Raw genomic sequence first — 16,203 nt, forward strand, 5'->3', positions numbered from 1 at the left:
CAGTGCTGAAGTGCGAGCATTATAGCGGACGCACTTGCATTTCGCAAATACCCAGAGGGAATCACAAACCTTTGTTCACGCGGGCCAATACGGTGTCGCGGCCGAACAATTCCAGCACGGCGTCGATGGCCGGCGTCTGCAGCTGGCCGGTGACCAGCAGGCGCAGCGGCATGGCCAGTTGCGGCATCTTGAGGCCGTGCGCCGCCAGCACTTCCTTCATCATGGCGGACAGCGCTGGCTTGGTCCACTCGACGTCGCGCAGGCGCTCGGCGAACTGGGCCAGGGCCGGACGCACGGCGTCGGTCAGGTGCTGGGCCAGCAGCGCCGCATCCGGCTTCGGCGCGCGATAGAACAGCATGGCGGCGTCGGCCAGTTCGTTGATCGTGTTGGTGCGCTCCTTCATCAGGCCCAGCACGGCGGCGAGCGGCGGCGCGCCGTCGAACGCGGCGCCCTCGCGCTCCATCTTCGGACGCGCCAGACCGGCCAGGCGCTCGTTGTCGGCCAGCTTGATGTAATGGTTGTTCAGCCAGCCCAGCTTTTCCGGATTGAACTGCGCGGCCGACGCGGTCAGGTGCTCCAGGTTGAACCACTCGGTGAACTGCTGCATCGAGAAGATCTCGTCGTCGCCGTGGCTCCAGCCGAGGCGCGCGAGGTAGTTCAGCATCGCTTCCGGCAGATAGCCCTGCTCCGGATAGTCCATCACGCTGACGGCGCCATGGCGCTTGGACAGTTTCTGGCCGTCCGCGCCGAGGATCATCGGCAAGTGGCCGTATTGCGGCAGCTCGGCGCCCAGCGCGCGCAGGATATTAATCTGGCGGGGCGTGTTGTTGACGTGATCGTCGCCGCGCAGTACGTGGGTGATCTTCATGTCCCAGTCGTCGACGGCGACGCAGAAGTTATACGTCGGCGTGCCGTCCGGGCGGGCGATCACGAGGTCGTCCATTTCCTTGTTGGCGATGGTGATCGGGCCCTTGACCACGTCGTGCCACGTGACTTCGCCGTCCAGCGGATTCTTGAAGCGCACGACCGGCTTCACGCCTTCCGGCACGGGCGGCAGCGTCTTGCCGGGTTCCGGGCGCCAGGTGCCGTCGTAACGCGGCTTCTCGCCGGCGGCGCGCATGCGCTCGCGCATCGCTTCCACTTCTTCCGGCGAGCAGTAGCACAGGTACGCCGTGCCGGCTTCCAGCATGCCTTTGACCACCTCGCGGTAACGGTCCATGCGCTGCATCTGGTAGAACGGACCTTCGTCGTGGGCGAGCCCCAGCCACTGCATGCCTTCCAGGATCGCCTGCACGGCTTCCGGCGTCGAACGCTCCAGGTCGGTATCTTCGATGCGCAGGACGAAGGTGCCGCCGAAGTGGCGGGCAAAGGCCCACGAATACAGCGCGGTGCGTGCGCCGCCGAGGTGGAGGTAGCCGGTCGGGCTGGGGGCGAAACGGGTACGGACGGTCATGGTCGGATACTGCCTGGATGTTGGTCAAGCAGCTATTTTACAGCCTGCCCCGCCAACGGGCGAGACGCGCAAGCCCCCGCCACCGCTACCCCGGACGGCTGTAAATTACTTTACAGAAATTAAGTTTTTGGCTAGAGTCTCGCGCTGGTCTTCCCACCCCGCGCCCCTCCCTGTCCATGCCCACCGATCCGAGCACCGCTGCCATTGCGCGTTTGCGCGGGGAATTCGTCTGCGCGGCGACGGAAGCCGGCTTCCTGCACGCGCAGGCCAGGACGATCCTGCGCGACCTGCGCCGCGCCCTGATCCTGTGCTCGCTGTTCTACATGATGTTCAGCGTGAGCGACGTGCTCGCCCTCGGCCTGGCGGGCGCCATGCCGTCCCTGCTGGCCCGCTGCGCCGTACCCGTGCTGGCATACGCGGGCCTGCGCCACGCCTGGCAAGCGGCGGCGCCCGTCGCGGCCGCGTACCGGGTGGCGAGCACGTTCACGCTGCTGGGGATGCTCACCTATATGGTCGTCGCCTGGCGCCGTCCGGCCGACACCCTGCTGCACGGCACCTCCGTCGGCCTGATGGCGGTCGTGATCCTGATCTTCATTCCGAACCGCCTGCGCACGGCTGCCGCCATCGCACTGGGCTCCAGCCTCGTCTTCATTGCGCTGGCCTGGTGCCGGCACCTCGAATCGACGCGCCACCTCGTGTCGATGACGATGCTGATCCTGTTCGCCAACGCGTTCGGCGCCGTCGCCGCGAACCGCCATGCCCGCCTGTGGCGCGAACAATATCGTACGCAACAGGTGCTGACGAACCTGTCCGTGCGCGATCCGCTGACGGGTTGCTACAACCGGCGCCACCTGAACGCCGCGCTGCTCGACGGCGAGATCGCGCGGGCCCGGCGCTACCGGCTCAGCCTGTCGCTGATCATGTGTGACCTGGACGGTTTCAAGGCGATCAACGACACCTACGGCCACCACGCCGGCGACGCGCTGCTGCGCGGCTTCGCGCACCTGCTGCAGGCGATGACGCGCGAGGCGGTCGACACGGTGGTGCGCTACGGCGGCGAGGAATTCCTGATCCTGCTGCCGGAAACCCGGCTGGACGGCGCCGTCGAACTGGCCGAACGCATCCGCGCCGCCTTCGCCGCCCGGCGCGTCGAACACGGCGACGTCGTGCTGGCCACGACCGCCAGCTTCGGCGTCGTCGGCGCGGATTTCGGCGCCGGCGAGGCCGTCACGCCGCAGGGCCTGATTGCCGTCGCGGACGAACTGATGTACGACGCCAAGCGCGGCGGCCGCAACCGGGTGCGCGCGCGCCACCTGGACCCTTGCCTCGCGCGGGTGGCGTAGACGCGACGCGCGGGCGATAATCGCAGCGATGAGCGACCTTCCCGATCTGCACACCCACTACGACGCCATGTGGGACCGCGCCTGGCCCGCGGTGTCGAGCGGCGACGTCGACTGCGACACCCACCTGGCCGGCGGTCTCGACCCGCGCCGCGGCCTGACCCTGGCCGCGCGCCCCGGACCGGCCCTGGCCGCCCGCTTCGGCGCGCTGCAGGAGCGCCTGCTCGACGCCGACCCGTGCCAGTACCGCCAGCCCGGCGCCGACCTGCACGTGACGATCCTGTCCCTGTTCACGGTGACCGCGGACTACGCGCCGCACCTGGCGCGCCGCGCGGACTACGCCGCGGCCGTGCGCGCCGCGGTGGCGGGCCTGCCCGCGTTCGACATCGATTTCGACGGCATCACGATCTCGCGCGGCGCCGTGCTGGCCCGCGGTTTTCCGCGCGACGGTACGCTGGAACTGCTGCGCGCGCGCCTGCGCGACGCGTTGCGCGCGAGCGGACTGGATGGCTCGCTGGACCAGCGCTACCGGCTCGTCACGGCGCATTCAACGCTGCTGCGCTTCGTCGCGCCGCCGCACGACCCGGCACGCCTGGCCGCGGTGCTGGCCGGGCTGCGCGCGCTGCCGCTCGGGACGATGCGTGTAGAGACGCTGCAGCTCGTCGTGAACGACTGGTATATGTCGAACGCGGCCGTGGAAACCGTCGAGACGTGGACGTTATCCGGCCGCGCGCCGTAACGTGACAGGCTGCTCCCCCGCCGCCCGCGCCCGCAACTGGCCGCAGCCGCCGTCGACATCCTGCCCGGCCGAATCGCGCAATTTGGTCAGCACGCCGCGCTCGAACAGCCACGCCGCGATCGTCCGCGCCTTGTCCCAGCTGGGACGGCGGAAGTCCAGGCCCGGGTTCGTATTGTAGGGAATCATGTTCAGCACGGCATATTTGCCGCGCAGGAGGGCCACGAGGGCCTCGAGCTCGTCCGGCCCATCGTTGACGCCGTCCAGCAACGTCCACTGGTACTGGATCGGATAGCCGGTCAGGCGTGCGTAGCGCTCGCCCTCCTCGACCAGTTCGGCGGCGGAAAACCGCGGCGCGCGCGGCAGCAGGCGCGCGCGCAGGTCGGCCCTGGTCGTATGCAGCGACAGCGCCAGCGCCGGCTTCACGCGCCCGACGGGCAGGCGCTCGAACACGCGCGGATCGCCCACCGTCGAGAACACGAGGTTCTTGTGCGCGATATTGCCCTCGATGCCGAGCAGGTCAATGGCTTCCAGAACATTGTCCAAGTTGTGGGCGGGCTCGCCCATGCCCATGAACACGACTTTCTTCACGGGACGCAGGCGCCGCGCCAGCACGACCTGCGCGACGATCTCGCCGCTCGTCACCTGCCGGATCAGGCCATCGCGCCCCGTCATGCAGAACTGGCAGCCGACCGCGCAGCCGACCTGGCTCGACACGCACACGCCGTCGCGCGGCAGCAGCACGGATTCCACGGTCTGGCCATCCGCGAGGCCGACCAGCAGCCGGGCCGAGCCGTCGTCGGCGGGGTGCGTGCTGACGACCCGCGCGAGCGCATCCAGTTCGGCGTCCAGCTGCGGCAGCGCTTCACGGACGGGCTTCGGGAGAAAATCGTCGGGGCGGCGGCGGCCGCGGTCGTGGTCCATCACGCGGACCCAGTCGCGCAGCACGCGGTCTGCGTGCAGGGGTTGAGCGCCCAGCGCACGGAGGCGGCTGCGGATTGCTTCGATACGCATTCTGTTGTTGACGTATGAACGTCGCCCCCGCGGAGGCGGGGGCCCAAGTCCTGCGCGCGCAGTCGAAACGCGAACAAAATTGGGTCCCCGCCTTCGCGGGGACGACGGGGTGATTCAGTCGTTCTTGACGACGATCGTCGGAAACTTCGCCGTCATATCCTTCGCCTGCTCCGCCACCTTGACGGCCACCTTGCGCGCGATGTCCTTATAGATCGCGGCGACCGGGCCATCCGGTTCGGCGACGACGGTCGGCGTGCCGGAATCCGTCTGCTCGCGGATCGACAGCTGCAGCGGCAGCTTGCCGAGGAATTCCACGTGGAAGTCGGCGCACATCTTCTCGCCGCCGCCCGCGCCGAAGATCGCTTCGACGTGACCGCAGTTCGAGCAGATGTGGGTGCTCATGTTTTCCACGACGCCGAGGATCGGGATGCCGACCTTCTCGAACATCTTGAGGCCCTTGCGCGCGTCCAGCAGGGCGATGTCCTGCGGCGTCGTGACGATCACGGCGCCCGTGACGGGCACCTTCTGCGACAGGGTCAGCTGGATGTCGCCGGTGCCTGGGGGCATGTCGACGACGAGGTAGTCGAGGTCCTTCCAGTTGGTCTGCTCCAGCAGTTGCTGCAGGGCCTGGGTGACCATCGGGCCGCGCCATACCATCGGTTCGTCCGGGTCGATCATGAAGCCGATCGACGACACCTGCACGCCATGGTTTTCCAGCGGCTCCATCGTCTTGCCGTCCAGGCTTTGCGGACGGCCGTTCACGCCCAGCATCATCGGCTGCGACGGGCCGTAGATGTCGGCGTCCAGCAGGCCGACCGCGGCGCCCTCGGCGGCCAGCGCCAGCGCGAGGTTGACGGCCGTCGTCGACTTGCCCACGCCGCCCTTGCCGGAGGCGACGGCGATGATGTTCTTCACGTTCGGCATCACCTTCAGGCCGCGCTGGACCGCGTGCGACAGCACCTTGGTCGTGACGTTGACGCTGGCGTTCTCCACGCCGGGCAGCTTGCGCAGCGCGTCGACGACGGCCGCGCGGATACCTGCCGCCTGGCTCTTCGCCGGATAGCCGAGTTCGATGTCGAGGGCGACGCTGCCGCCGTCGATCTGGATGTTCTTGACTGCCTTGGACGAGACGAAATCTTTATTGGTATTGGGATCGACGACAGCGGCCAGGGCCGACTTGACGTCTTCAGGCGTGATGCTCATTGGGTTCTCCGGATGTGATGCGCAAGTTTAGCGCAAAACGGGGGTTCGACTGTTGCCAGGCTGGCAAATGCGCGGATTGTCCGCTGCGCGTCGAGGTGATCCGCTGGTAAAATGCCTTTTTTTACATCCCACGCAACCACCGACCATGACACGCAAGCTGTTCGTCACCACTGCCCTGCCCTACGCCAACGCTGCCTTCCACATCGGCCACATGATGGAGTACATCCAGGCCGACATCTGGGTCCGCTTCCAGCGAATGCAGCGCGACGCCGGCGAACAGCGGACCGTGCACTTCGTCGGCGCCGACGACACGCACGGCACGCCGATCATGATCGCCGCCGAGAAGGAAGGCGTGACGCCGCAGGAATTCGTGGCGAAGATCGCGGCCGGCCGCGCGCAATACCTGGACGGCTTCCACATCGCCTTCGACAACTGGCATTCGACGGATTCGCCGGAAAACGTCGACCTCTCGCAAAGCATCTACCGCCGCCTGCGCGACAACGGCCTCATCTACACGAAGACCGTCGACCGCTTCTACGACACGGCGAAAGGCATGTTCCTGGCCGACCGCAACATCAAGGGCGAGTGCCCGGTCTGCCACGCGAAGGACCAGTACGGCGACAACTGCGAGGTCTGCGGCGCCGCCTACCAGCCGACCGAGCTGATCAATCCATACTCCGTGTTCACCGGGTCGACGCCGATCCTGAAGCCCTCCGAACAGTACTTTTTCAAGCTGTCCGACCCGCGCTGCTTCCAATTCCTCAAGGAGTGGCTGAACACACCGGGCCGCCTGCAGCCGGAGATGGTCAACAAAGTGTCGGAATGGCTGGGCGAAAACGGCGAGAAGCTGGCCGACTGGGACATCTCGCGCGACGCGCCCTATTTCGGCATCCCGATTCCCGACGCGCCGGGCAAGTTCTTCTATGTGTGGCTGGACGCGCCGGTCGGCTACCTGGCCAGCCTCAAGAACTACTTCGAAAAGAAAGGCCTCGATTACGAAGCCTTCCTGAAAGATCCGGCCGCCGAGCAAGTGCACTTCATCGGCAAGGACATCGTCTCGTTCCACCTGCTGTTCTGGCCGGCGATGCTGAATTTCTCGGGCCACCCGATCATCGACAAGCTGAAGGTCAATGTCCACGGCCACCTGACCGTGAACAACGAAAAGATGTCGAAGTCGCGCGGCACCGGCATTTCGCCGCTGCGCTACCTGGATCTGAAAATGAATCCGGAATGGCTGCGCTACTACCTCGCGTTCAAGCTGAACGCGCGCGTCGAAGACCTGGACTTCACGGGCGACGACTTCGTCGCGCGCGTGAACAGCGACCTGATCGGCAAGTACGTGAACATCGCCAGCCGCTGCGCCGGCTTCATCGCCAAGCGCTTCGACGGCAAGCTGGCGTCCGCGCTGTCGGATGACGCGCGCAGCTGGATCGAGCGTGCGCTGAACAGCGAAGTTAATGGCAACCTCGGCGAACGCCAGGCGTCCATCGCCGCGAACTTCGAGTCGCGCGAGTTCGGCAAGGCGCTGCGCGAGATCATGGAAGTGGCCGACGTCGCCAACCGCTACGTCGACGAGAACAAGCCGTGGCTCCTGGCCAAGGACGAGACGAAGACGGCCGAGCTGCACGACGTGTGCACCGCCGCGCTGATCCTGTTCCGCCAGCTGACGATCCTGCTGTCGCCGGTGCTGCCGCACGTGGCCGCGCGCGTGCGCGAATTCCTCGGCGACGATGCCTATTCGTGGGACGACACCCAGGGCGAGCGCGTCTACGCGCCGCTGCTGGGCCGCACCATCAACGCCTACAGCCACCTGATGCAGCGCGTGGATGCCAAGATGGTCGAGGACCTGTTCGACAAGCCGGCCGCGGCCGACCCCGCGCTCGCTGCGGACGCCGCGGCCGCGGTGGCGACCGCCGCGGTGACGACCGCCGCGGTGACGACCGCCGCGGTGGCGACCGCCGCGGTGACGACCGCCGCACCTTCCGACATCGAGGCACTGGCGCCGGAAATCTCGATCGACGACTTCACCAAAATCGACCTGCGCGTCGCGAAGATCGTCAATTGTGAGCACGTCGAAGGTTCGAACAAGCTGCTGCGCCTCACGCTGGACGTGGGCGAAGGCCGCTATCGTAATGTGTTCTCGGGTATCAAGTCGGCTTACCAGCCGGAGCAATTGATCGGCAAGCTGACCGTGCTGGTTGCGAACCTGGCGCCGCGCAAGATGAAGTTCGGCGTGTCGGAAGGCATGGTGCTGTGCGCATCGGCGCAGGATGAAAAGACGAATCCGGGCCTGTACCTGCTCGAGCCGGCGAGCGGTGCCCAGCCGGGCATGCGGATTCGCTGAGCGTCCGGTTGCTCCGCAGGGCGACCGCAACGCGCTCTTGTTGCCCTCGTAATCCTGGCCGCCGGTCCCGGCGGCCGCGTCCGGCCCGGCGATTGAACGGCAACGGGAAGCGCAGCGCAATGCAGGCGGTTTTCATGGATCGCCTGCCGTGGACCGGCATGGAAAGAGCGTCGATACCTTGCCAGAATGCCATCAGTTTCCGCGCGCCAGTGGCAGTATAATGCGCTGTTTTTTAATTAGATACGGCCGGAGCAGTCACGGAAAATCCGTACGCCGGCCCATCAATAAATTCACTTTTAAGTGGTAGCGAAAAATATGACCGAATACAAAGCCCTGAGGCACATCCCGCAAGCGACCCTGTACCGCCAAGGTGACGTCTTCGTCCTGTTCGGCGAACTGTTCGGCCGCGGCTATGTGAACGGCCTGATCGACGAGGCGCGCGCCGCCGGCATGACGATCCTCGGCATCACCGTCGGCCGCCGCAACGACGACGGCACCCTGCGCGCGCTGACGCCGGAAGAGCATGCCGAAGCGGAAGAAAAACTCGGCGGCCGTATCGTCAACGTGCCGCTGATGGCCGGTTTCGACATGGATGCGCCCCCGGGCGAGCAGAATCCGACCGAGATGCTGTCCGGCGTTACCCTCAAGGGCTGGCAGGAAGACAAGCTCGACTGGACCAAGATCGAAGCCTGCCGCGCCGCCGGCGTGCAGCGCTTCACCCAGTCCGCCCAGGCCGTCATGGCCGAGATCGACAAGCTGATCCCGGACGGCGCCAACGTGTTCTTCGCGCACACGATGGCTGGCGGCATCCCCAAGATCAAGGCCTTCCTGGCCATCGCCAACCGCATCTACAAGGGCCGCGGCGACCGCTTCATGTCCTCGCGCGCCCTGCTGGACAGCGACCTGGGCAAGCTGATCCTGATGAACTTCGACGAAGTCACGGCGAACACGCTGAAATACCTGATCGACGCCTCCGCCGCGATCCGCGCCCGCGTGGAATCGAAAGGCGGCCAGGTGCGCTACACGGCGTACGGCTACCACGGCACCGAGATCCTGATCGGCGACGAATACCTGTGGCAGACCTACACGAACTACACGCAGGGCTATGCCAAGATGCGCCTGGAATCGATCGCCGAAGCCGCCTGGGCCAGGGGCGTCAGCGCCACCGTGTTCAACTGCCCGGAAATCCGCACGAACTCGTCCGACATCTTCGTCGGCGTGGAACTGTCGCTGTTCCCCCTGCTTCTCGCCCTCAAGAAAGAGGGTGGCGGCGCCTGGGCTCAGGAGCAATGGGACATCTGCCAGGGCCTGCTGGCCGACGGCGTCTCGCTGCAATCGATCCTGGACAAGCTGGAAACCTATCTGCAGACCGCCACCAGCGCGTCGTTCCGCAACTTCGACGCCTGGCCGATGGACAACACGCCGGAACTGGCCGACCTGATGATCGGCACGTCGGAAGAAATCACCTCCCTGCACAAGGACAAGAAGGCGCTGATCACGGACCACCTGTCGTCCCTCGTGCTGGAAAGCGCCGGACCGCTGATGTTCCACGGCGCGGCCGAAAAGATCGCACCGGTGCTGTGGCTCAACCACGACATCATCGCGCGCCAGCTCAATGCGCTGCACCAATAAGCGCTGACACGCAGTATCATTCCTTGTTTTTATGATGCGGCGGCCCTCCATAAATGAGGCCGCCGCTTTTTGGACTCGCCTAGAAAAGCCATGAAACACTCCCAGTACGAATCCGAGCACACCAAGTTCATCAAGCAACTGAAAGACAAGACCCCGGGCATGGAAGAGCGCCAGCAAGCCGGCCGCGCCCTGCTGTGGGACAAGGCCCCGCTCTCGCTGGACGAGCAGCGCCGCATCGAAGAATCGCGCCTGCGCCAGCAGGCCTATCCGTACCAGACCAAGATCTGAGCGCAACCTGAGCTTATCCGAGGCCGACGACGATGGCGCCCGAGCAGGCGACGCCCGGTGGGCGCGCCGATCCCGACACGGGCGACGGCACCGCGGCGGGCGCTGACCTCGATGCCGCCGCGGCCCACGCCGAGAGCGCCATCGCGCGCCTGTACGGCGAACCGCTGCTGCACCTGCCCACCGACCTGTACATCCCGCCCGATGCGCTCGAGATCTTCCTGGACGCCTTCGAAGGTCCGCTCGACCTGCTGCTGTACCTGATCCGCAAGCAGAACTTCAACATCCTCGACATCCCGATGGCCCAGGTCACCTTGCAGTACCTGGAATACGTCGAGCAGATCCGCAAGAGCAACCTGGAGCTGGCGGCGGAATACCTGCTGATGGCGGCCATGCTGATCGAGATCAAGTCGCGTATGCTGCTGCCCAAGCGCGTCGACACGCTCGTCGAGGAAGCGGACGACCCGCGCGCGGAACTGGTGCGGCGCCTGCTGGACTACGAGCAGATCAAGCTCGCGGCCCAGCAACTGGGCGCCCTGCCCCAGGAAGGCCGCGACTTCACGCGGCCGCAGCTGCACATCGAGCAGGCGCTGGGGCCGATCTGGCCGGACGTCGACCCGCACGACCTGCAGCGCGCCTGGATGGACGTGCTGCGCCGCGCGAAGCTGACCCAGCATCACCGCATCGGCCGCGAGGAATTGTCCGTGCGCGAGCACATGTCGGCCATCCTGCGCACCTTGCAGTCGGCCCGCTTCGTCGAGTTCGCGGACCTGTTCGGCGGCCATGCCAGCGTGCCCGTCGTCGTCGTGCACTTCGTCGCCATGCTCGAACTGGCGAAAGAAACCTTAATCGAAATCACCCAGGCCGAACCTTTCGCCCCCATCTATGTGCGGCTCGCCTATTCACCGGCATGACGCCTCCACGCATCCGACACCATGAAAATCATCTCCACCATTGACGAACTGCGCGACCAGCTGCGCGGACAACTGCGCACCGCCTTCGTGCCGACGATGGGCAATCTGCACGAGGGCCACTTGTCGCTGATGCGCCTGGCGCGGCGCCACGGCGACCCGGTCGTCGCCTCGATCTTCGTCAACCGCCTGCAATTCGGTCCGAACGAGGACTTCGACAAATACCCGCGCACGTTCGAAGCGGACGTCGCCAAGCTGGAGAAGGAAGGCGTGTACGTACTGTTCGCGCCGACCGAGAAAGACCTGTATCCGGAACCGCAGGAATACCGCGTCCAGCCGCCGGACGACCTGGGCAATATCCTGGAAGGCGAGTTCCGCCCCGGCTTCTTCAACGGCGTGTGCACCGTCGTGACGAAGCTGTTCTCGTGCGTGCAGCCGCGCGTGGCCGTATTCGGCAAGAAGGATTACCAGCAGCTGATGATCGTGCGCAACATGGCGCGCCAGTTCGCCCTGCCGACGGAAATCATCGGCGCCGAGACCTTCCGCGCCGAGGATGGCCTGGCGCTGTCGTCGCGCAACGGCTACCTGAGCGCCGTGGAGCGGGCAGAGGCGCCGTTCCTGTACCAGACCCTGCAGTACGTGGCCGAACGCACCCGCGCCGGCCATACCGACCTGATGGCGCTGGAACGCGACGCGATGGCGCGCCTGGCCGCGCACGGCTGGCAGCCGGACTATGTGTCGATCCGCAAGCGCATGAACCTGCAGGCGCCGAGCCGCGAGGAATACGAAGCGGGCGCACCGCTCGTCGTCCTGACCGCCGCCAAGCTTGGCGCGACGCGTCTGATCGATAATCTTGAGATCTGACTCTAAACGTTCCATTGTTGCAAATGTGCTGTAGGAATTGTCAACACTTCTTGCTAGACTCGGGGTTTGGCTTTTTACCCAACCCACGTAAAAAGAAGGAGTAGCGCCTTGACTGACCTTTCAATGCCGCTCATGCGTAAGGGTCCGCCCAAACTGGCGGACGCCGTCGACCGGATTACCCAGAACCCGGCCGCTCATGAAATGCGCGATCCGTTCGATATCGGCGACGCGCTGACGACACTCGCCCTGACCGGCGAGCCCGTCACCGTGTATCCGTTCGGCCAGGACTTCGCCATGGCGCGCATCGACAGCGTCGATCCGGAGGGCAAGGTTTTCACGCTCGACCTCGCGGAACACGGTACTTTACCGAAGGGCAAGACGGTGTTCGTCGCGGCGCTCGGCAGCAATGCCAAGGTCCAGTTCGAGCTCGACGCGGCGCCCGGCGCCGTCGCCGATCGGCCGGACCTGCTGCAATTCCCCCTGCCGGCCGCCTGCCTTGTGCTGAACCGGCGCGCCGAGCCCCGCCTCGAATCGCCGCTGGGCATGAACTACGGCGCCCGCTTCTCGATGATGGGCAAGGTGTTCGAGATGCCGCTGTACGATTTCTCGCGCGGCGGCGTCGGCCTGCGGGCAACGCCGGAGCAGGCGCTCGAACTGTACGTGGGCAAGAAGCTGGAAGGCGTGCTGCTGGAACTGGGCTCGTCGCTCATCGTGTCGGCCGACCTCGAAGTCCGCCTGCTGCGGCCATTCCGCACCTTCCTGCTGGGCCCGCAGGTCCAGGTCGGGTGCCGGATCTCGAACATCACCATGCAGATGCGCCAGACGCTGGAGCGGGCGGTGGGCAAGATGCAGAAGCGCAGGTAAGCCGGCGCGTTTATCGCGCCGGGCACTAAACTGCGTGGAAAAAAGACCCGCCAAAAAAATCCGCGTGACCGCATTCCTATAATCATTTCAGGGAATTCCCCCTGAAAATGATTAAGGAGACAGTCATGAACAGCGATATGAGGCGGCTGCTGGTCGTGGGCGCGATCCTGTCGATGTCGGCAGGGAAAGCGCTGGCCTGGGCCGATTGCGCGAACGCCGCGTCCGATCCGGATGGCGACGGCTGGGGCTGGGAAAACAACGCGTCGTGCAAGGTCGTGTTCAAGGGATTCCGCGTGGACGGCGCCGTGCTGAAAGACGCCAACGGCAATGCCTTCATCGCGCGCGGCGTGAATAACCCGCACGCGTGGTACGACACCCAGGCGTACGACGTCCTCGGCAACCTCGCCGCGCGCAAGACCAATCTCATCCGGGTCGTGTGGACCACCAGCGGCACCGCGGCGCGCCTGGACCAGATATTGACGGCCATCGAAGCCCGGAAAATGGTGTCCATCGTCGAACTGCACGACGGCACGGGCAGCAACGACGCCGCACTGCTGCAGAGCATGGCCAACTACTGGGCACGCAGCGACGTCGTCGCCGTCCTCAAGAAACACGAACGCACCACGATGGTCAACATCGCCAACGAATGGGGCGATGCCGGCAAGACGCCGTTGCAATGGCGCGAGGATTACAAAGGGCCGATCACGACGATCCGCAACACGGGCCTGACCACCACGCTCGTGATCGACAACCCGAACTATGGCGGCAATGCCAACGGCGGGCTCTGGTACGGCTGGGACTTGGTCAACTACGATCCCCGGCACAATCTGCTGTTCTCGGTCCACGCCTACAGCACGTTCAACAACGCGAACGACATCTATAACGCGATGTACAACTACCGGAACAACAACCTGGCGTTGCTGATCGGCGAGTTCGGCTATGACTACGACAATGGCAACAACAACCTCGGTTGCAAGGTCGACGCGTCGCTGTTGATGCAATGGGCCCAGCAGTTCGGGGTCGGCTACGTGGCCTGGTCGACGGCCGGCAACGATACGCCCAATGCCTGGCTCGACCTGATGACTGACTGGTCGGGTACGACAACGTGGGGCAACACCGTGTGGTACGGCCAGTACGGCATCGCCAAGACGGCCACCAGGGCGTCGATCTATTGACCGGAACGGCGCGCGCTTCCCGGCGCGCCCTCCACCCGCGGCGACGCCGGGATCACGCCGCCACGTTCTGCGCCCACGCCAGCGCCGACAGATGCGCCTTGTTGACGTCGTGCGGGCTGATGTCCAGCGATGCCGCCAGCGACGCCACCAGGTCCGAATCCAGCTCGCACGCTTCGGCCAGCGCCAGGTAGGGCCCGTAGGTGCCTTCGCGTCCCAGCAGTGCCTGCACGACCTGTTCCGGCAGCTGGATCGTGTCCAGCACCTCCTTCATCGACAGTCCCAGCAGGCGGTCCAGCAGCGAGAACATGCCGGCGACGAACAGGTGCTCGCCCTCGCTGCGCGGCAGGGCCGTCTGGCCGAGCAGCTCGCACAGGCGCGCGCGCACGACGGCGGTTTCCATCAGCACGGGCGAATACCCGCTCGCGCTGGCGGTGGCCAGCAGCAGGACGAGCCAGCGGTACAGCGGCGCATAGCCGAGCATGGCGATCGCCTGGCGCAGCGACTGGATGTCGCGCCCGCTGCCGAAGCCGGCCGAATTGATGAAGCGCAGCAGTTTATAGATGAGCGCGGGGTCGCGCTTGAGCACGGCCTCGATCTTGGGCACGTCCTCGTTGTTCTGCACCATCTGCATCAGTTGCAGGATGATGGTCTGGGCCGGGTTCATGCCCTTGACGGGATTGCCCGGCCGCGGCGTCAGGTGCAGCTTGCCGACGAAGGCGTCCAGGCCCAGCGCGGCGCAGGCGTCGAAATCCTGCCACGTCGCGACCGGCCGCCCGACCAGGCGCAGCGCCGACTGCCTGGCGGCCGCGTACGCGCGCGCCTGGGCCGCCACGTCGGCGCCCGTGAAGCGCACTTCGGCGTAGGAAGCGTAGGGCGACAGGTTCTTGCCGAGCAGGGCCAGGTCGGCGTCGCGGATCGAGATGCCGACGCCGCCGGCGCGCAGCGCCTGCACGGCGGCGCGGGTGTCGGCGTTCGCGAGGTCGCGCACGCGCAGCGACAGCACGGTGCGCTCCGGCGGCAGCACGTGCAAGGCGTCCAGCGACAGCATGGCCGGCACGGCGTCGAGGAACAGGATCTTGTCGCGCAGCAGCCAGCCCTGCTCGTCGTCGACCACGTGCCCGGCCACGAAGGCGACGAGGCTTTCGAGGTCGGCGTCGACGACTGCCTGGCCGTCCCGCCGTTGCCAGCAGAGCTCGTATCCAATCACGCGCTGGTTGGGATCGAGCAGCGGTTCACGGACGATAAAATTAGTCTGGTGCATGTGTGTAACGATCCCGGGATGAAACGAAATCGCGCGGCGCAACGGCCGCCGCGCGGGATCAGAAACCGAGGCTGTCCAGCAGGTCGTCGACCTGGCCCTGGTCGGCCACGACTTCGCTATTGCCGTCCGGATTGATCTGCGGACCGTTCAGCAAGCCATTGTCGAGCTCGCGCTTGATCTCGCTGGGGGCGAAATCGACGAGCACCTGCACCAGCTGCTTTTCCAGGTTCTGGGCAATGCCCGTGATGCGCGAGATCACCTGGCCGGTCAGGTCCTGGAAGTCCTGGGCCATCATGATGTCCATCAGATGGCCTTTGGTGGCGTTGGCGGCAGTGCGCGACTCCGCCAGGCTGGCCACCGTGCGCTCGGCCAACGCACGCCAGGCGCCGTCGCCCGGCGCGGCCAGCAGGGCCTCCCAGGAACGGCTCAGTTCGGCGGCACGGTCATCGATACCGTCCTGCAGGGGATTGGCGGCATCGGTCGCATCGAGCACACGCTTGGCCGATTGTTCGGACAGCCGGACCACGTAATCGAGGCGGTCGCGCGCATCGGGGATGTCGCTGGCCGCCTTTTCGATCAGTTTGTCCAGGCCGAGCCCGCGCAGGCTTTCGTGCAGCGCGCGGGTCATATGTCCGATCCGGCTCAGGACCTCGTCAGGCGAGGTCGAGTCGGCAGTGTACTCGGTCATTTACGCGGCCTTTTCCATCTTTTCGAAAATCTTGTTCAGCTTTTCGTCCAGCGTGGCCGCGGTGAACGGCTTCACGACGTAGCCGTTGGCGCCGGCCTGCGCCGCCGCGATGATGTTTTCCTTCTTGGCTTCGGCGGTGACCATCAGCACCGGCAGCTTGGCCAGTGCGGGATCGGCACGGATGTTCTGCAGCATCGTCAGGCCGTCCATGTTCGGCATGTTCCAGTCCGACACGACGAAATCGAACTGTTCGCTGCGCAGCTTGGCCAGTGCCTGGACACCATCTTCCGCCTCGTCGACATTGCCGTAACCCAGTTCTTTCAACAGATTCTTGACGATGCGTCGCATCGTCGAGAAATCGTCAACCACCAGGAAACGCATCTTTGGATCAGCCATGAATTACTCCGTTGTTTCTCTAATTCTGATTATGAGG

Annotated in this window: 15 protein-coding genes; 9 read left to right on the plus strand and 6 right to left on the minus strand. The window is 65.5% G+C overall.

Features of this window, described 5'->3' with window-relative positions; translation table 11 throughout:
- Window positions 1–61 precede the first annotated feature (61 nt).
- Window positions 62–1,453, minus strand: coding sequence for a glutamate--tRNA ligase (gene gltX, locus ASC93_RS02180; protein ID WP_056436214.1), 1,392 nt, complete (start codon window positions 1,451–1,453; stop codon window positions 62–64).
- A 176-nt stretch (window positions 1,454–1,629) separates the two neighbouring features.
- Here gltX and ASC93_RS02185 point away from each other — a divergent pair, with 176 nt between their 5' ends.
- Both ASC93_RS02185 and ASC93_RS02190 read left to right on the plus strand, forming a co-directional pair.
- Window positions 1,630–2,796 (plus strand): GGDEF domain-containing protein, encoded by a 1,167-nt coding sequence (locus ASC93_RS02185; protein WP_082547705.1) that lies wholly within the window; start codon window positions 1,630–1,632, stop codon window positions 2,794–2,796.
- Window positions 2,797–2,824: 28 nt separating this feature from the next.
- The gene (locus ASC93_RS02190) at window positions 2,825–3,532 is read left to right on the plus strand and encodes a 2'-5' RNA ligase family protein (protein ID WP_056436220.1); all 708 of its coding nucleotides are present in this window, start codon (window positions 2,825–2,827) and stop codon (window positions 3,530–3,532) included.
- On the opposite strand, the gene ASC93_RS02195 is transcribed toward ASC93_RS02190, so the two are convergent.
- On the minus strand, window positions 3,512–4,543 hold the full coding sequence (locus tag ASC93_RS02195; protein ID WP_056436223.1) for an RNA methyltransferase: 1,032 nt from the start codon (window positions 4,541–4,543) through the stop codon (window positions 3,512–3,514). The two genes, ASC93_RS02190 and ASC93_RS02195, sit on opposite strands and share 21 nt — an antisense overlap.
- A 114-nt stretch (window positions 4,544–4,657) precedes the next feature.
- Window positions 4,658–5,746, minus strand: coding sequence for an iron-sulfur cluster carrier protein ApbC (apbC, locus tag ASC93_RS02200; protein ID WP_056436226.1), 1,089 nt, complete (start codon window positions 5,744–5,746; stop codon window positions 4,658–4,660).
- A gap of 145 nt (window positions 5,747–5,891) precedes the next feature.
- On the opposite strand from apbC, the gene metG reads away from it, so the two are divergent.
- From metG to ASC93_RS02235, 7 genes are all read left to right on the plus strand, one after another.
- Window positions 5,892–8,090 (plus strand): methionine--tRNA ligase, encoded by a 2,199-nt coding sequence (gene metG / locus ASC93_RS02205; protein ID WP_056436229.1) that lies wholly within the window; start codon window positions 5,892–5,894, stop codon window positions 8,088–8,090.
- Between the two features lie 315 nt (window positions 8,091–8,405).
- Window positions 8,406–9,722: a hypothetical protein gene (locus tag ASC93_RS02210; RefSeq protein ID WP_056436232.1), complete on the plus strand. Its 1,317-nt coding sequence runs from the start codon at window positions 8,406–8,408 to the stop codon at window positions 9,720–9,722.
- A gap of 90 nt (window positions 9,723–9,812) precedes the next feature.
- Window positions 9,813–10,010 carry a DUF3460 family protein gene (locus tag ASC93_RS02215; protein ID WP_056436235.1) on the plus strand — a complete coding sequence of 66 codons (198 nt, stop codon included), beginning with the start codon at window positions 9,813–9,815 and terminating at the stop codon, window positions 10,008–10,010.
- A gap of 32 nt (window positions 10,011–10,042) precedes the next feature.
- Window positions 10,043–10,921: a ScpA family protein gene (locus ASC93_RS02220; RefSeq protein WP_056436238.1), complete on the plus strand. Its 879-nt coding sequence runs from the start codon at window positions 10,043–10,045 to the stop codon at window positions 10,919–10,921.
- Between the two features lie 21 nt (window positions 10,922–10,942).
- Complete coding sequence (gene panC / locus ASC93_RS02225; RefSeq protein WP_056436240.1) at window positions 10,943–11,782, plus strand: pantoate--beta-alanine ligase; 840 nt, start codon at window positions 10,943–10,945, stop codon at window positions 11,780–11,782.
- A gap of 108 nt (window positions 11,783–11,890) precedes the next feature.
- Complete coding sequence (locus tag ASC93_RS02230; protein ID WP_229412573.1) at window positions 11,891–12,646, plus strand: flagellar brake protein; 756 nt, start codon at window positions 11,891–11,893, stop codon at window positions 12,644–12,646.
- Between the two features lie 125 nt (window positions 12,647–12,771).
- Window positions 12,772–13,821 carry a cellulase family glycosylhydrolase gene (locus tag ASC93_RS02235; RefSeq protein WP_056436243.1) on the plus strand — a complete coding sequence of 350 codons (1,050 nt, stop codon included), beginning with the start codon at window positions 12,772–12,774 and terminating at the stop codon, window positions 13,819–13,821.
- Between the two features lie 52 nt (window positions 13,822–13,873).
- On the opposite strand, the gene ASC93_RS02240 is transcribed toward ASC93_RS02235, so the two are convergent.
- The 3 genes from ASC93_RS02240 to cheY are packed head-to-tail and all read right to left on the minus strand — an operon-like array spanning window position 13,874 to window position 16,166.
- Window positions 13,874–15,082 (minus strand): EAL and HDOD domain-containing protein, encoded by a 1,209-nt coding sequence (locus ASC93_RS02240; RefSeq protein ID WP_056436246.1) that lies wholly within the window; start codon window positions 15,080–15,082, stop codon window positions 13,874–13,876.
- A 58-nt stretch (window positions 15,083–15,140) separates the two neighbouring features.
- A complete protein-coding gene (gene cheZ / locus ASC93_RS02245) occupies window positions 15,141–15,770 on the minus strand; it encodes a protein phosphatase CheZ (protein ID WP_056436248.1) in 630 nt (209 codons plus the stop codon).
- On the minus strand, window positions 15,771–16,166 hold the full coding sequence (gene cheY, locus ASC93_RS02250; protein WP_036230336.1) for a chemotaxis response regulator CheY: 396 nt from the start codon (window positions 16,164–16,166) through the stop codon (window positions 15,771–15,773).
- Window positions 16,167–16,203 lie beyond the last annotated feature (37 nt).

Origin of the sequence: Massilia sp. Root335 (genome assembly GCF_001425685.1) — a bacterium.
Lineage (GTDB): Bacteria > Pseudomonadota > Gammaproteobacteria > Burkholderiales > Burkholderiaceae_D > Telluria > Telluria luteola.